Origin of the sequence: Rhodopila sp. (assembly GCF_035548095.1) — a bacterium.
Taxonomy (GTDB): Bacteria; Pseudomonadota; Alphaproteobacteria; order Acetobacterales; family Acetobacteraceae; genus Rhodopila.
The window spans coordinates 167,716-183,972 of sequence record NZ_DASZUV010000005.1 but is presented as its reverse complement, the minus strand read 5'-3'; the positions used below and the strand labels follow the sequence as shown (position 1 = coordinate 183,972).

General features: G+C 67.5%; 12 protein-coding genes. 2 read left to right on the top strand and 10 right to left on the bottom strand.

Annotation, left to right across the window (positions count from 1 at the left end):
• Positions 1–4 precede the first annotated feature (4 nt).
• The 5 genes from exbB to VHC04_RS06835 form a co-directional block, all read right to left on the bottom strand.
• Positions 5–754, bottom strand: a complete 750-nt coding sequence (gene exbB, locus VHC04_RS06855) for a tonB-system energizer ExbB (protein WP_325679371.1) — start codon at positions 752–754, stop codon at positions 5–7.
• Between the two features lie 212 nt (positions 755–966).
• Positions 967–2,061: a PepSY-associated TM helix domain-containing protein gene (locus VHC04_RS06850; protein ID WP_325679369.1), complete on the bottom strand. Its 1,095-nt coding sequence runs from the start codon at positions 2,059–2,061 to the stop codon at positions 967–969.
• 3 nt (positions 2,062–2,064) lie between these two features.
• Positions 2,065–2,745: a Fe2+-dependent dioxygenase gene (locus VHC04_RS06845; RefSeq protein ID WP_325679367.1), complete on the bottom strand. Its 681-nt coding sequence runs from the start codon at positions 2,743–2,745 to the stop codon at positions 2,065–2,067.
• 6 nt (positions 2,746–2,751) lie between these two features.
• The gene (locus VHC04_RS06840; protein WP_325679365.1) at positions 2,752–4,956 is read right to left on the bottom strand and encodes a TonB-dependent receptor; all 2,205 of its coding nucleotides are present in this window, start codon (positions 4,954–4,956) and stop codon (positions 2,752–2,754) included.
• A 301-nt stretch (positions 4,957–5,257) separates the two neighbouring features.
• Entirely contained in the window at positions 5,258–6,829 is a 1,572-nt protein-coding gene (locus VHC04_RS06835) for an ABC transporter substrate-binding protein (RefSeq protein ID WP_325679363.1), read from the bottom strand.
• 184 nt (positions 6,830–7,013) lie between these two features.
• Between VHC04_RS06835 and VHC04_RS06830 the strand changes: the two genes are divergently transcribed.
• On the top strand, positions 7,014–9,830 hold the full coding sequence (locus VHC04_RS06830; protein ID WP_325679361.1) for a patatin-like phospholipase family protein: 2,817 nt from the start codon (positions 7,014–7,016) through the stop codon (positions 9,828–9,830).
• 7 nt (positions 9,831–9,837) lie between these two features.
• Here VHC04_RS06830 and VHC04_RS06825 read toward each other — a convergent pair whose 3' ends face one another.
• The 4 genes from VHC04_RS06825 to VHC04_RS06810 form a co-directional block, all read right to left on the bottom strand.
• Complete coding sequence (locus tag VHC04_RS06825) at positions 9,838–10,005, bottom strand: hypothetical protein (RefSeq protein WP_325679359.1); 168 nt, start codon at positions 10,003–10,005, stop codon at positions 9,838–9,840.
• A gap of 55 nt (positions 10,006–10,060) precedes the next feature.
• Positions 10,061–10,528 (bottom strand): ATP-binding protein, encoded by a 468-nt coding sequence (locus VHC04_RS06820; RefSeq protein ID WP_325679357.1) that lies wholly within the window; start codon positions 10,526–10,528, stop codon positions 10,061–10,063.
• A 10-nt stretch (positions 10,529–10,538) separates the two neighbouring features.
• Positions 10,539–11,906, bottom strand: a complete 1,368-nt coding sequence (gorA, locus tag VHC04_RS06815) for a glutathione-disulfide reductase (protein WP_325679355.1) — start codon at positions 11,904–11,906, stop codon at positions 10,539–10,541.
• A gap of 271 nt (positions 11,907–12,177) precedes the next feature.
• Positions 12,178–12,945 carry an enoyl-CoA hydratase/isomerase family protein gene (locus VHC04_RS06810; RefSeq protein WP_325679353.1) on the bottom strand — a complete coding sequence of 256 codons (768 nt, stop codon included), beginning with the start codon at positions 12,943–12,945 and terminating at the stop codon, positions 12,178–12,180.
• 134 nt (positions 12,946–13,079) lie between these two features.
• On the opposite strand from VHC04_RS06810, the gene VHC04_RS06805 reads away from it, so the two are divergent.
• Positions 13,080–14,699 carry an acyl-CoA synthetase gene (locus VHC04_RS06805; RefSeq protein WP_325679351.1) on the top strand — a complete coding sequence of 540 codons (1,620 nt, stop codon included), beginning with the start codon at positions 13,080–13,082 and terminating at the stop codon, positions 14,697–14,699.
• A 57-nt stretch (positions 14,700–14,756) separates the two neighbouring features.
• Here the strand turns inward: VHC04_RS06805 and rho are convergent, their stop codons facing one another.
• A complete protein-coding gene (gene rho / locus VHC04_RS06800; RefSeq protein WP_325679349.1) occupies positions 14,757–16,031 on the bottom strand; it encodes a transcription termination factor Rho in 1,275 nt (424 codons plus the stop codon).
• Between the last annotated feature and the right edge of the window lie 226 nt (positions 16,032–16,257).

Genomic DNA, 16,257 nt, shown 5'->3' with positions numbered 1-16,257 from the left:
CGGGCTACTCCGCCGCCGGGCGCAGCAGCACCGGGATCACGTTGGCCGGCGGGGGCTGGTGGGCGCGATCCAGTTCGCGGGCGGCGTGCGCCAGCACGAAGGCGCCCAGATCGCCCAGCGCCGCCCTGTAATGGCCCAGCAGACGGGCGAACAGATTGTAGACCAGCACGGCGGGGATCGCCGCCATCAGGCCGAAGGCGGTGGCCAGCAGCGCCTCGGCGATGCCGGGGGCGACGACCGCGAGGCTGGTGGTCTGGGTCGCCGCGATATGGACGAAACTGTCCATGATTCCCCACACCGTGCCGAACAGGCCGACGAACGGTCCGCAGGAGCCGATGCTGGCCAGGATTCCGGTGCCCCGGCCCAGGCGCCGCGCCATCGCCAGCTCGATGCGGCGCAGGCGCAGGGCGATGCGGTCCTTGATTCCCTCGGGGGGCAGGCCGGCGGACTGGTGGGCTTCCGCCTCGGCGGCCGACAGCAGCTCGTGCGCGACAGCGCCCGACCCGGTGGTCGGCAGGGCGGCGACATCGCCCCCCTTGCGCAGGATGCGCAGCCCGGACGAGACGCCACGCAGCGCCATGACCATCTCGATCCCCTTGGCGAGCAGGATGGTCCAGGTGATCACCGAGGCCAGCAGAAGGATGACCATCACGCACTGCACGACGAGGTCGGCGTGCATGAACATCTGCCATGGCGTCAGCGGCACGGGCGGAAGTGCGGCGGTGGCGTCCGGCAGCGGGGTGGCATCGTTCATGGAAGGACTCCTTCGGCCAGCATCGGACGGTCTGTCGTCATCGCGTCGGGGATCGAGGCGCCGGGCATCACGTCGTCGGGCATGGGATGGTTCGGTATCCGATCGTATGGGGTCATCTGGCTTGGTGTTCAGGTCGCTTGGTGTTCAGGTCGCTCGGGGGTTCAGGTCGCTTGGTATTCAGGTCGCTCAGGGGGTTCAGGCCGCTTGGGGGTTCAGGTGGCCGGGGCGGATTGCGAAGCGGCCCGGCGGACGCGGGCGCGCCGCCGCCGCGCCATCCACCACATCAGCGGCCCGGTCACGGCGAACAGAACCAGCGCGGCGCCGCTGAGGCCGACCAGCAGCCGCCAGACCGGCCCCAGGCCGGCGCCCTCGTGCAGGTCGTGCATCCAGCGATAGGCCTGGTCGGCCGGCGCAGCGGCGCGCGGGTCCTGGATCGACAGCGCCCGCAGCGTGGTGGGATCCAGCTGCAGGGCGACGCGGCCCACCGCGCCGTCGGTGCCGGCATGGGCCAGGAAGATGCGGACGGGTTGCCCCCGTCCGCCCAGCATCACCTGCCCGACCCGCGCACCCGGCACCGCCTGGACGGCGGCCGCCAGGAGTTTGTCGATGTCCGGCGGGGCCGGGTCGAGCTGGGCCCATCGGACAGGCGGCTGGCGCGGCGGCCCGCCGCCCTGCAGTCCCATCAGGCCGCGTGAGGTGGCGGGAAAGGCCAGGACCACGCCGGTGGCGGCCACCACGAACAGCACCACGACCGACCAGGCGCCGACAGCGCCGTGCAGGCTGCGCTGGAAACGGTAGCCGCGCAGCCTGGTGTCCACGGTCAGCGCCGTCTTCCAGCCGCCGCCGCGCGGCCACCAGATCGGCACGCCGGTGATCAGCAGCGCCACGAGGCCGATGCCGAACCAGCCGCCAATGGAGCGGCCGCCATAGGGCTGAGCCAGGAACGCGACGTGCAGCGAGCGCAGCGTCGGCCACATCCGGTCCAGCCAGCCCTCGGCCACCGGTTCCAGCGTGACCGGATCGAGGCGGATGATCTCCGGCGATCCGTCCTGATGCAGGAGCTGGACGGTGACCGGTTCGCCCGGTCCCTCGATCGCGGCGAAGCGGATCACCCGGGCATCGGCGCCGGCCATGGTGATGGCGGCGGCGACGATCCGGCTGGCGGGCTGCGGCGGCGCGTCGGACCCGCCAGCGCCGGGCAGGGCGGGTTGCAGGGCCAGCAGGGCGCCGGTCAGGCCCTGGACCGCCACCGGCAGGGCGATCGCCAGGCCGAACCAGCGGTGCAGGCGGCGAAGCAAGCGCAGCATCGGTCAGGTCTCCGCCCAGCGCCGCAGCAGGTTATGGTAGACGCCGGTCAGTTGGACGATCTCCGGCCGGTCGGGCGCGGCGCGCGCGAGCGACTGGATGTTCGTATCGAGGTCAAAAAGGATGGTGCGGTCCGCGTCGTCGCGTACCATGCTCTGAATCCAGAAGAAGCAGCCGTAGCGGACGCCGGCCGTGACCGGGCGCACATCGTGCAGGCTGCCGCCCGGATACAGCACCATGTGGCCCGGCGGCAGCTTCACGGCGTGGGCGCCGTAACTGTCCTCGACGACCAGCTCGCCGCCGTCGTAGCCATCCGGCGGCGAGAGGAAGATCGTCGCCGACAGGTCGGACCGGACGCGGACCGGCGTGCCGGGCAACCGTCGGACCGCCGTATCGACATGTGTCCCGAACGCCTGGCCCTCGGCGTAGCGGTTGAACATCGGCGGATAGACCTTCAGCGGCAGGGCCGCCGACATGAACAGGTCGCACCGTTCCAGCGCGCGCAGCACGGTGTCCGACAGTTCCCGCCCCAGCGGATCGTCCTCGGCCAGCTGGGCGTTGTTCTTCACGCGCTGCGCCTGGTAGCCGGCGGTTACGCGGCCGTCGATCCAGCGGGCGGCCTGCAGGCGGCCGAGCATCGCGGCCGCCTGGTCCTCGGTCAGCAGGGAGGGGATTTCGATCAGCATCGCGTCCTACAACCGGAACGTCGCCGTCAGCAGGGCCGACGTGGCGGCGCCCGGCACGACGTGGCTGGGATGCAGCAGGTCGTAATAGCGCGTGTTGGTGACGTTGAAGATGTTCAGCTGCAGGTCGAAGCCGGGCGACACCGGGTACCGCGCCATCGCCTGCAGCGTGTAATAGCCCGGCGCGACCTCGATCTGTCCGGTGGTGGAATTGGGCGTGGAGCTGGCGATGCGCTGCGACACGAACTGGATGCCGCCGCCAATCTGCACGTCGCGCCAGGGCAGCGTGTAGGTGTTCCACAGGCTCAGCGTGTTTTCCGGCGTGTTCGCCAGCGGCTGGCCGACGGTGGCTGGCAGGGTGGAGGCGGTGACGGAGCTGGTCAGGTGGGAGAAGCCGTAGAATACTTCCCACCGGTCGGTGATATGGCCGACAGCGCCGATCTCGAATCCGCGCACGCGCTGGTTGCCGCCCAGGATGTTGAAGGCGGCGTTGTTCGGATCCGGCACGCGGGCGTTTAGCTTCAGGATCTGGAACAGCGAGCCGGACAATGTCAGCCGGCCATCCAGGACGTCCCACTTGGTGCCGAGCTCGTAGGACACGTTCTCCTCCGGCGCCAGACCGGCGGTGTTGGTGGCCAGCGACAGCGATTCCGCGGACGGGTTGAAGGACGTGCCGTAGGCGAAATAGATGCTGCCGTTCGATTGCGGCTTGTAGACCAGCGCGGTGCGGTAGCTGGGCATGTTGTCGGTGCGGCTGAGATAGGTCGCCGGTGCCACCGTCTGCTGATAATGGGTGTTGAACTGGTCGAAGCGGATGCCGCCGGTAATCTCCCAGTGCTCGCCCAGGGAGATCGTATCCATGATGTAGCCCGAGTACATCGTCGATGTCGTGCTGACATTCTGGCGGAGGCTGGACGGGAAGATGAACGGCACCGCGTAGGGGGCGATCAGGCTGGTGCCGGTGACCCCGGAATAGGCCAGGCGTGTCGGGTCCGAGGTTTCCCGGCCGAGTTCCACGCCGGCGACCAGGGCGTGTGATATCGGGCCGGTGGTGAACCGCACCGTCACATCGGCCTGATTCTGCAGGAAGGTTTCGGTGCTGTCGACCGGGATCATGTTGCGGTTGACCGACAGCGCCGACAGCGGGGTGATCGGTGTGATGCCGGTATAGTTTACCTGCGGTTCGGTGATGCGCGTGGCGCGGCCGTAGCTGGCGTAGCGGAACTGGTTGTGGACGGTGACGTTGTCGGCGAAATCATGCTCGAACCGCACGGTGCCGACATTGACGTTGGTACGCAGGTAATCGCTGTCCGGGAAGCCGTAGAAGTTGCTGCGCGAGACGTTGGCCGGCGACGCATACAGCCAGGGCAGGCCGTAATCCGGCGTGTTGTATTCCTGGAGATGATAGTAATCGACAAACAGCCTGGTCTCGGTGCCGAGGCCGAAGGCGACCGATGGCGCGATGCCCAGCCGGCGGTATTCCGCATCGTCACGCCCGGCCACGCCGTTCAGGTTGCCCATCAGGTTCAGCCTGACGGCGGACCCCTTCAGCCCCTCGATCGGCCGGTTGATGTCCGACGTGAAGCGATACGTGCCGTCTGTCCCGATGCTGGTGGTGAAGGTGGTGAACGGCGAGAGCTGCGGCCGCTTGGTCACCTGGTTGACGACACCGCCGGTCGATCCGCGGCCGAACAGGATGGAGGCCGGGCCTTTCAGCACCTCGACCGACTCCAGGTCGAACGGATCGCGGTAGTAGCTGCCGAAATCGCGCATCCCGTCCAGGTAGAAATCGTTGCGCGCGGAGAAGCCGCGGATCGTCAGGTTGTTGCCCTGCGCCCCGGCCTCGCCGGCGCCGAGGCTGACCCCAGGCACGTTGCGCAGCGTATCGGCAACCGTGGTGGCGCCCTGGTCGGTCATCAATTGGCGCGGGATGACATTGATCGATTGCGGTGTGTCGATCAGCGGTTCCATCAGTTTTGTCAGGGCAGGTGTCTGCACCTGATAGCCGCCGCCCTGCGCGCCCTCGACCGAGACGGTGGGGATCTGCACCGGACCCGCGGTGGCATCCTGCCCCGATTGGGCGTGTGCCGATTGGGCGTGTGCCGACTGGGTGTGTGCCGGCACCGCCAGCGAGGTGGCAAGCAGCGTCGTTCCCGCGGCGCGGCGCAGGGAAGGCGTGGTCGAAAAGCGGAGGCTGCGCGTGTGAGTAAGCAAGGGTTCCATCCAAATGCGAACGACTCTTAATCGCAAATTACGGCCGGTTGAGAGTGAGTTGCAATCCCATGCGCCGCCAGAAGTGCTCAAAAAACGGCCTGACGCTTGATTTTGACGGCGCGCAGTTTTGCGCACGCATGGCCGATGCCGATTTAATCTATTGATTAATCGGGTATTTCAGGCGACGCGGTGGACGCCGATGACGCTATCCCTAGAGTGCGGCTGCGAAATTCGCCTCAGGAATCAAACATGAACGTTTCGTCACCGGCGGCCGGATCGGGTTACTATTTTGGAACCTTCGCTAACTCTTCTCGACATTCCAGAACACCGGCGCGGACCCCTTCAACAGCCCGGTCACGTTCGAGCGCCAGGCCGCATGCGGCAGGTACTGGCCGAGCGGAATGGAGGGAACGGAGGTGAAGGCGGCGGTCTGGAACGCGATCTCCTGGCGGTGCCGCTCATGGTCGTCGGGCGCATCCAGCCAGGCGCTGTACGCGGCCTCCAGCGCCGGGTCGTCCGGCCAGCCGAACCAGGCCTTGGAGCCGTTGCTGCGCAGCGTGTTCGCCAACAGGGGGTCGACGAACTCGGGCCCCGGCGCGCCGGCGGGAAACATCGACCAGCCGCCCTTGTCCAAGCCCTCCTTCGACGGGCGGCGCTGCACGACGGTGCCCCAGTCGGTCATCTGCTCATCGATCGTCAGGCCCGCCTTGCGGAACCGGTCGACCACGACCGTCGATATCGCATTGTAGACGAGCTGGTCGGTGGGATGCAGGAATACGATCTTCTCGCCGCCGTACTTCGCCGCGTCCAGCATGCGCTTCACATCATCGACACTGTGACGCTTGCGGACGAAATCCATGCCCGCGTCGTTGGCCGCCGGCGAGCCGGGCAGGAAGTAGCCCATCGGCACGTGCCAGGACGCGGGATCCTCCCCCATCGCCGCCACCATCACCTCCCGCTGGTCGATCGCGGCGAACATCGCCCGGCGCACCCCGACATTGCTGGTCGGCGCCAGCAGATGGTTCGGCCGCAGGATTCCGACGGTGCCGAAGATGTCCAGCAGACCGGTGCTGACGCCCGGCCTGGTCTTCAGCATCGGGATCAGGTCCGGCTGCGGCAGTTCCAGCCAGTCGACCTCGCCGGCGATCAGCGCGTTCGCGGCGGTGGCGGCATCGGGGATGATGCGCCATTCCACCCGGTCCACCTTCACGACATGGCCGCCCGCCAGATAGGACGGCGCTTCCTGCCGCGGCACATACCGCTCAAACCTCGAAAACGCCGCTCGGCTGCCCGACACATAATCAGATGGTTCGAAACGAAACGGTCCGCAGCCGACAATCTCGGAGACCTGCTTGAACGGATCGGTCGCTGCCAGGCGCTCCGGCATCATCACCGGCTGCGGCTGCACCTTCGACAGGAGGTGCGGCAGCAACGGCAGCGGCCGGTTGAACCGCCAGACAATGCTGCGGTCGGTCGGCGCGCCGAGCTCCTCCAGCCGCGCGCCGATGGTGGCGCCCACCGCGTCGCGCTTCATCCAGCGGCGCAGGCTGGCGACGCAGTCCCGTGCCAGCACGGGCGTCCCGTCATGCCATGTCAGGCCCTCCCGCAGGGTCATGGTCCAGCGCTTGCCGTCATCCTCCACCACATGGCCTTGCACCATCATCGGCCGCGGTACGAAAGCCTGGTCGCGGGCATACAGCATCTCATAGACCATGCAGGCGAAGTTCCGCGTGACGGTGGCCGTGGTCCAGACTGGATCGAGGCTGGTCAGGTTGGCCTGCGGAATGAAGATCAGCGTCCTGTCGGGCGCCGCGATCGCCGGGCGTGCCAAGGTGGCGGCCGCCGCGGTGGCCAGCAATGTGCGTCGTTTCATGATGTCCCTCCCATGGCTCTGTCGGCCGTTGGCGGCAGGATAGCGGTGCCGCGGCCTGGCCGGCAATTCGTTCCGGCCGTCCGCCGCCAGCGGTGGCCGGTGCCGCGCCGGGATGAGCGGTTTCCTTGTTGTCCGTGTCGATGTTCACGTAGTCTGCCGGCGGATCGATGCGAGGACAGAACGCATGGCGACGCGTCACCCGGCAGAGCCCGCGCAGTTCCTCCCGGAAGATGAGGCCCTGGCGCGGGAGGCCGAGGTGCTGGGCGTGCCGCATGGCAGCGGCGCGGCCCTGTGCCTGTCGGGCGGCGGCATCCGCAGCTCGGCGTTCTGCCTGGGCTTCCTGCAGGCACTGGCGCAGGCACGGGTGCTGCACCGGTTCGACTACCTGTCCACCGTGTCGGGCGGCGGCTATATCAGTGCCTGGCTGCATCAGATGCTGTCCGGGTCGCCCGCGGCGGACGGCAAGGCGCGGGCGCTGGACGTGGAGCAGCGGCTGCGGGCGCGGCAGATCCCCGAGCTGGACCGGCTACGCGACTTCACCAACTACCTGGCGCCGCGCACCGGGCCGGCCTCGGCGGACAGCTGGGCGGCGGTGGCCCTGTACGGCCGCAATTTCCTGGTCAATTGGGCGGTGTTCCTGCCGCTGTTCCTGGTCATCGCACTGCTGCCGATCCTGCATCGCACGCTGGTCTGGGCGGCTGGCGCGCGCGACTGGCTGGCCCTGCTGATCGGCCTGGCCGGGTTCGCCGCCATGGGCGTCTGTGTCGTGACCGCCGCCCGCTGGGTGCCGAGCCAGCGGCAGGACCACGTGCGGACATGGGTGGCGGAGAAGGCGGCGCAGCAGCGGGCACGGTGGCGGGCGACCGCCTGCGCGCTGGCCTTCGCCGTGTCACTGCCGGTCGCGCTGCAATACCTGCTGGGCGCGGGCTGGTGGGACTGGGTCGAGCCGCCTGCCGGCGTGACCGGCCTGCGCCGGCTGGTTCGCATGCTGGTCGGCAATGTACTGCTGCCGTTCGGGTTCTTCGCCACCCTGGTCATTTCGTTCCAGGTCGCGCGCGCCGGGACGCCGCCGCTGCGGCGGGGGGAAGGGCTGGATTCGTCGCGGCCGCGGGCGCTGTTCGACACCAACCGGAAAAGCTGGCTGTGGGCCGCCGCGGTGTCCTCCACCGGCTTCGGGTTCCTGCTGCAGGTGTTGTTCTCGGTCCGCAACATGCTGCTGCACCCTGTGGTCAACCAGGCGCACGAGGTGGTCTGGGTCGATGCGCGCGCCGACGTGCTGACCCTGATCGCGCCGGTGGTGCTGACCGGGCTGCTGCTGGCGCACGGGTCCTTGTATATCGGCTGGCGGCGGGAGGCGCGGTTCGGCGACCTGGACCGCGAGTGGCTGGCGCGGCTGAACGGCACGACGCTGGCGTTCAACCTGGCCTGGACGCTGTTCGCGGCGGCCTGCATCGTGCCGTCGCGCTGGTTCACGCTGAGCAATGGCGAGGCGCATGGCCTGAACATCACGCTGGCCGGCCTGAGCGCCATCGCTTCCGGCTTCCTGTCATCCTGGCTGGGCAAGCAGGCGGCGGCGCGGATCACCGCCGACGTGAACAGCGGCAACTGGCGGCGCTGGCTGCCGGCGGCGCAGGTCGTGCTGCCGCTGGTGTTCATCGTCACCTTGTTCGCGTTCCTGTCGGCCCTGCTGCAGGACACGCTGGGGGCGATCGCCGGATGGCTGCCGAGCGACTGGCTGCTGGCCGGGGAGGCCTGCGACCGCGGGCGGGTGGAAACGCCGCCCTGTCCGGTGTCCGGCCGCTGGGTGCCGGTGCTGTTGCAGATCGGCCTGGGCCTGCTGCTGATCGCCGCCCTGCTGCGGCTGCGCTCGGTGGTGAACGTCAACCGCTTTTCCATGCACGCGGTCTACCGCAACCGGCTGGTGCGCGCCTTCCTGGGCACCGCGCGCGATCCCGCTTCCCGTCATCCCGATCCGTTCACCGGCTTCGATGATGACGACAATCCGCGCCTGGCGGCGCTGGCGCATGCCGGCCCCCTGTTTCCGGTGATGAACATGACGCTGAACATCACGACGGGGGAGCGCGGCGCCTGGGCGGAGCGGCAGGGTGCCTCCTTCGTGGCGACCCCGCATCGGTGCGGGTCCGGGGCGCTGGACCATGGCCGCGGCGCCTTCGTGGAGACGCGCCTGTTCGGCGGGATGGAGACGGAATACGACCAGGATGGCCGGGACAAGGGGATGCACCTGGGCAGCGTGATGACGATCTCGGGCGCGGCGGCGTCACCGACCTGGGGCTATCACTCCAATCCGCTGGTCGCGCTGCTGATGACCCTGTTCAACGTGCGGCTGGGAGCGTGGTACGCCAATCCGGCCCGGTCGAGCGCTGCCGCGCTGCAATTGTCCAAGCCGGCGGACTCGGTCGCGGCGCTGCTGAACGAGCTGCGCGGCGCGGCACGCGGTGACGATGCGGCGATATACCTGTCCGATGGCGGGCATTTCGACAATCTGGGGGTGTACGAGATGCTGAAGCGGCGCTGCCGCTGGATCGTGGTGGTGGACGCCTCGCAGGACCCGGACTGCGCCTTCGTCGATCTGGGCATGATGATCCGCAAGGCGGAGATCGATCTGCCGGTACGGATCGATCTGCCGACGGCCGGGATCGGCAGCCGCGCGGCGGTGGCGGCGGGAAAGGTGGCGCAGCCGCGCGGCTTCGCATCCGGTTCGGTGCAGTACCTGGCCGCGGACGGATCGTTGCTGGGTCAGGGTGAGATCATCTATGTGAAGCCGACGCTGCTGGCCGCCGTGCCGACGGCCGTCGCCGCCTATGCGAGCGGGAGCGCGTCGTTTCCGCATGAATCGACGATGGATCAGTTCTTTTCGGAAAGCCAGTTCGAAAGCTACCGCGCGCTGGGTGAGTTCCAGGGACACCTGCTGGCCGGCACGCTGCCGCTGCCGGGCGATGATCCGCTGATCGGCCTGTTCGGGCGGGTGAGGGGGGCGTGACAGCCCGTCACCCGGGGGCGGCTTTCAGTCCCAGTGCGATGCGGCCCGCGATCGCCAGCGCCAAGGCACTGAAATCGGCATAGCATCGGGCGACCGCCTGCTGGTGGCCACCGAAGGCGCCGTCGGCAGGGCGCAGCAGGAACATCGGCTTTCGGGCTTCCTGGGCCAGCGGCATGAGAGACCGGTAGTCCTTGAGCTGGGCGAGACAATGCGGATCACCGGGCAGGGGGCTAAGGGCAAGGGGGCTGGGGGCGCAAGGCCGCCTGTGCGCGAGGAATGCCTGATCCGAACCGCTGGACGAATCTCATCGACTTGGCCGCGCTCGCGAGCGCGGGGTTTCTGGCATCGGTCAAGCCTGGCTGGCCAAAGGTCTCCTGCGTCACCATGCCACAGGGTCCGCCGGGGCTGGTGATCTCGACCCGGTCGGCGTACCAGCTCAGCATCACCGGTGACGTTGTTGCCTCATAGTTCCGGTGGATCACGGCGTTGCGAATCAGTTCCTGCAAGGCCACGCGCGGATAGGTTGGATAGGTGTTCTCGACCGATGCGGAGAGGTCGGAGCGTTGCTCAATGTTCGTGGCGATGATTTCATCAAGTCTGCGAAACAATTCCGCCAACGGGCCATCGACCTCCTTTTGGTCCTGGATCAGCTCGCCGATCTCCGCTCCGGGATAACGAACAGACGGTTCTTGTCGCAAGCGTTCCGCATCATTCCGCCGCCTCCGCCACCCCGGTCACCCGGGTCCGCGTCCGCAACGTCACGAATTCCTCGGCTGCCGTGGGGTGGATGCCGATCGTGCGGTCGAAGTCCGCCTTCGTCGCTCCCATCACCACGGCGATGGCGATACCCTGGATGATCTCCGGCGCGTCCTCGCCCAGCATGTGCGCCCCGACGACCTTCTGGGTTTCGCTGTCCACCACCAGCTTCATCAGCGTCCTGCGCGCGCGGCCGCTCAGGTTGTGGCGCATGGGGGTGAACGTCGTCATATAGATGTCCACCGGGCGCATCGTGCAGGCCTGCTCCTCGGTCAGGCCGACGGTGGCGATCGGCGGGGTGCTGAACACGGCTGACGGAACGTTCTGCAGGGACACCGATCGCGGCCGGCCGCCGAACAGCGTATCGGCCAGCGCATGCCCCTCGGCGGTGGCCATCGGCGTCAGGTTGATCCGGTCCGTCACGTCGCCGATGGCATAGATGTTGGGAACGGAGCTGCGCAGATCGTCATCCACGCGGATCGCATCCTTGGCGTTCAGCGCGACGCCCACATCTTCCAGCCCCAGCCCGCGCGTGCTGGGGCGACGGCCGGTGGCGAAAAAGACCAGCTCCGTGGCCAGCGTCTGCCCGGCGCCGAAGGTCAGGAGGCGCGAGGCGCCGTCGGCGGTGACGGATTCGGGGCTGCAGTTCGGGTGCAGGACGATGCCCTGCTGCTGCAGCGCGTCGGCCAATCCTTTGCGCAGATCGTGGTCGAAGCCGCGCAGCGGCTGCGGCTGGCGATAGATCAGATGCACCTCGGCACCCAGCGCCCGGAAGATGCCGGCGAACTCGACCGCGATGAACCCGGATCCGACGATCGCCACGCTGCGGGGCAGCGTCTTCAAGTAGAACGCATCGTCCGAGATGATGCCCAGTTCCGCGCCGGGAATGTCCGGCCGCACCGGGTGGCCGCCGGTGGCGATGACGATCTTCTCCGCGGTGACCCGCTTGTCGCCGATGCGCACCGTGTGCGCATCCTCCAGCACCGCTCGGCCGTCAAAGATCGTCGCGCCCGCGCCGCTCAGCAGCTTGCGGTAGATCCCCTCCAGCCGGGTGATCTCCCGGTCCTTGGCCGCGATCAGCTTCGCCCAGTCATGCGGGCCCTTCTGGATGGTCCAGCCGAAGCCGGCGGCGTCATCGGCCCAGGCGCCATATTCGCCGGCCTGCACCAGCAGCTTCTTGGGCACACAGCCGATATTGACGCAGGTTCCGCCCCAGAAACGCTCCTCGGCGACGGCGACACGGGCGCCGTGTCCGGCCGAGATACGGGCACAGCGCACCCCGGCGGAGCCGCCGCCGATGACGAACAGGTCGAAATCCATAAGGCGCGCTCCCGCACTGTGTGGGACGAATGTGTCGTCTGCCTATGGCTGACGCAAGACGGCGCGGCGCCGCCCTATGGCCGTATGGCAGAATTGCGTTTGACGCGGGGCTGGCGGTGTGCGACACGGCGAGGCGGGATGTCGGGCGGCGAAGAAAACGCAGGGAGCTTCACACCGCCTTCCACAATCCGTCCGGCATCCTCGAAGTCTCCGGCATCCTCGAAGTCGCAGATCCAGCCGCGCGCGGCCCGAGCAGCCGCCGTGGCCGGGCCTACCGGCCCTTCCAGACCGGCTTGCGCTTCTCGAAGAAGGCGTCCCGAGCCTCCTTCGCGTCCTCGGACTTCGACAGCGCGACGGTCATCCCCTGCTCGAACCGGTAGGCGTCGCGCGGCGGCATGTGCATCGTGACGTTCATCGACTGCTTGGCATAGCGCATCGCCAGCGGACTCTTGGACGCGATGTCGGTGGCGATCTTCATGGCTTCCGGCATCAGTTGCTCCAGCGGCACCGCGCATTCGATCACGCCGGTGCGATACAGCTCCGCCGCCGGCACCCGCCACCCGGTGAAGAACATCCGCCGCGCGCGGGACGGGCCGAAGAAGCGCTGCAGCATGGTGGCGCCGCCCATCAGGCCGATATCGATCTCCGGCATGCCGAACACGGCGTTGTCCGAGGCAAGAATGATGTCGCAGGCGGCGACCAGGCCAAAGCCCGCGCCCAGCGCCGGACCGTTCACCGCGGCGATCACCGGCTTGGCGCATTCGTGGATGGCATTGAACATTTCCCGCACATAGCGGTTGAACGCCCAGTATTCGCCCGGCTCACCGCTCTGCGGGCGTGCCTTCATGTCGGCGCCGGCCGAGAACATGCTGCCGAAGCCGGTCAGGATCGCCACCCGCACATCGTCGCGATCGCTGAAGCCGTCGAACGCGGCAATGATCTCCTCCCGGAACGGAGTGTGCTGGGCGTTCACCGGCGGGCGGTTCATCATCACGGTGGCGACGTGATCCTCGACCGTGATCTTCAGGAATTCCGGCATGGCATTCTCTCCCGGCTGGCCGCGCGACAGGTTGGCGCGACATCCGCGGCCGGCTGTGCCATAGCTTCACCGCTCGGTCCAGCGGACCACGCCCGGACGAACCCGTCCCGCCGGGCGGCCAAGAGGAAATGCTCATGTCCATCTTCGATCAGGATCTCGATCGTACGCCGGCGAACCATGTTCCGCTGTCGCCTGTCTCCTTCCTGACCCGCGCCGCGCGCATCTACCCGGACCGGGTCGCGGTCATTCACGGCGACCGCCGCTTCACCTACGGCCAGTTCCTGGAACGCGTCCGCCGCCTGGCCTCCGCTCTCGCCAAGGCCGGCGTGGGGAAGGGGGATACGGTGGCGATCATGGCCCCGAACACCCCGCAGATGCTGGAGGCACACTACGCCGTGCCGATGCTCGGCGCGGTGCTGTGCTCGATCAATATCCGCCTCGATTCGGCGGCGATCGGTTTCATCCTGGGCCATTCCGAGAGCAAGGTCGTACTGACCGATACCGAATTCGCCGCCGTCATGCGTCCCGCCATACACGGGTTGAACGCACGCGTGGTGGACATCGACGATGTCGGCGGCCTGGAGCGGGTCGGCACCGTCGAATATGAGGATTTTCTGGCTGCCGCCGACCCGTCGCACCCGGTACGCCTGCCGGACGACGAATGGCAGGCGATCGCGCTGAACTATACCTCGGGCACCACGGGGAACCCGAAGGGCGTCGTCGCGCATCATCGCGGCGCCTATCTGAATGCCTGCGCCAATGCGCTGACCTTCCAACTGTCACCGCAGAGCGTCTATCTGTGGACGCTGCCGATGTTCCACTGCAACGGCTGGACCTACACCTGGGCGGTCACCCTGGCGGGCGGCACGCATGTCTGCCTGCGCCGGGTCGAGCCGGCGCTGATCTTCGCCGCCATCGCCGATCATGGCGTAACCCATATGTGCGGCGCGCCGGTGGTGCTGTCGATGCTGATCCATGCGCCGGACGCGGCGCGGCGCAGCTTTCCGCAGACGGTGAAGATCGCCACCGGCGGCGCCGCCCCGCCGTCCACCGTGATCGCGCAGATGGAGGCCATGGGCTTCGCGGTGACGCATCTGTACGGGCTCACCGAGACCTATGGCCCGTCCACCGTCTGCCTGTGGCAGCCCGGTCTGGATGAGATGCCGATCGACCGGAAGGCGGCGTTCATGGCCCGCCAGGGCGTGATCACGCCGATGATCGAGGATGCCGCGGTGATGGACCCGGACACCATGACACCGCTGCCGGCCGACGGCACCTCGATGGGCGAGCTGATGCTGCGCGGCAACACCGTGATGAAGGGCTATCTGAAGAACCAGCCCGCCACCGCGGAGGCCTTCGCCGGCGGCTGGTTCCATAGCGGCGACCTGGCGGTGATGCACCCTGACGGCTATGTCGAGATCAAGGACAGGGCGAAGGATATCATCATTTCCGGGGGCGAGAACATTTCGTCCCTGGAAGTCGAGGAGGTGCTGTACAAGCACCCGGCGGTCATGGAGGCCGCGGTCGTCGCCCGTCCGGACGATAAATGGGGGGAGACGCCGCAGGCCTTCGTCACGCTGAAGCCGGATGCGCCCGCGGTGTCGGCGGAGGACGTCATCGCCTGGTGCCGCCAGCACCTCGCGCACTACAAATGCCCGCGATACGTGACGTTCGGGCCGCTGCCGAAGACGTCGACCGGAAAAATCCAGAAATTCGACCTGCGGGAGAAGGCGCGAGGCGGCGTGGCGGCCTGAGACCGGTGCCGCCGGCGGGCACGCGCCCGCCGGTTCCGGCCTCAGGTATTCCCGGCCTCAGGTATTCATCGCGTCGAAGAAATCGTTGTTGGTCTTGCTGTATTTCAGCTTGTCCAGCAGGAACTCCATGGCGTCCGTGGTGCCCATCGGGTTCAGGATGCGCCGCAGCACCCACATCTTGGACAGCGTGCTGCGCTCGACCAGCAATTCCTCCTTGCGGGTGCCCGACTTGGTGATGTCGATCGCCGGGAAGACGCGCTTGTCGGACAGTTTCCGGTCCAGGATGATTTCCGAATTGCCGGTGCCCTTGAACTCCTCGAAGATCACCTCGTCCATGCGGCTGCCGGTATCGATCAGCGCGGTGGCGATGATGGTCAGGGAGCCACCTTCCTCGATGTTACGGGCGGCACCGAAGAAACGCTTCGGGCGTTGCAGCGCGTTGGCATCGACGCCGCCGGTCAGCACCTTGCCGGATGACGGCACCACGGTGTTGTAGGCGCGGGCGAGGCGGGTGATGCTGTCCAGCAGGATCACCACGTCGCGCTTGTGCTCGACCAGGCGCTTGGCTTTCTCCAGCACCATCTCGGTCACCTGCACATGGCGCGTCGCCGGCTCATCGAAGGTGGAGGCGATCACCTCGCCCTTCACGCTGCGGGCCATGTCGGTGACTTCCTCCGGCCGCTCATCGATCAGCAGCACGATCAGGAAGACCTCGGGGTGATTGGCGGAAATCGCGGTGGCGATGTTCTGCAGCATCACCGTCTTCCCGGTGCGCGGCGGCGCCACGATCAGCGCGCGCTGGCCCTTGCCGATCGGGCTGATCAGGTCGATGACACGCGGCGTGAAATCCTTGGTCGGCCCCTTGGCGACCGACTGGAAGTTCTCGACTTCCATCTTCAGCCGCTCTTCCGGGTAGAGCGGCGTCAGGTTGTCGAAATTGACGCGGTGGCGAACCGCCTCGGGCGGCTCGAAATTGACCGTGTCGACCTTGACCAGGGCGAAATACCGCTCCCCTTCCCGCGGGGCGCGGATCTGGCCATCGACCGTATCACCGGTGCGCAGGCCGAAGCGGCGGACCTGGCTGGGGCTGACATAGATGTCGTCGGGACCCGGCAGGTAATTGGCTTCCGGGCTGCGCAGGAAGCCGAATCCGTCGGGCAGGATTTCCAGCGTGCCTTCGCCCTGGATGACCTGGTCGCTATCCGCCAGGTTCTTCAGGATGGCGAACATGATGTCCTGCTTGCGCAGGGAGGACGCGTTCTCCACCGACAGGGATTCGGCGAAATTCACCAGTTCGGCTGGTGTTTTCTTCTTGAGTTCAGCGAGATGCATGAATCGGAACCTCGGACGTACGGGTACGGAGTTGGGGGCCCGATCAGACTCGGGATATCGGTTGGGTCGGTGCCCGGTCGGGTCAAACCCAGTCGATCGAAGCCGGTTGTGAATGTCGAAGCGGGCGGCACGCGGGGATCGAACTCAAACCAGATCGAACCCAAGCCAGCCCATTTTCAGGAGGGACAACTACTAATAGGGAGGCGACGCGGCGGCGTCAATGCGT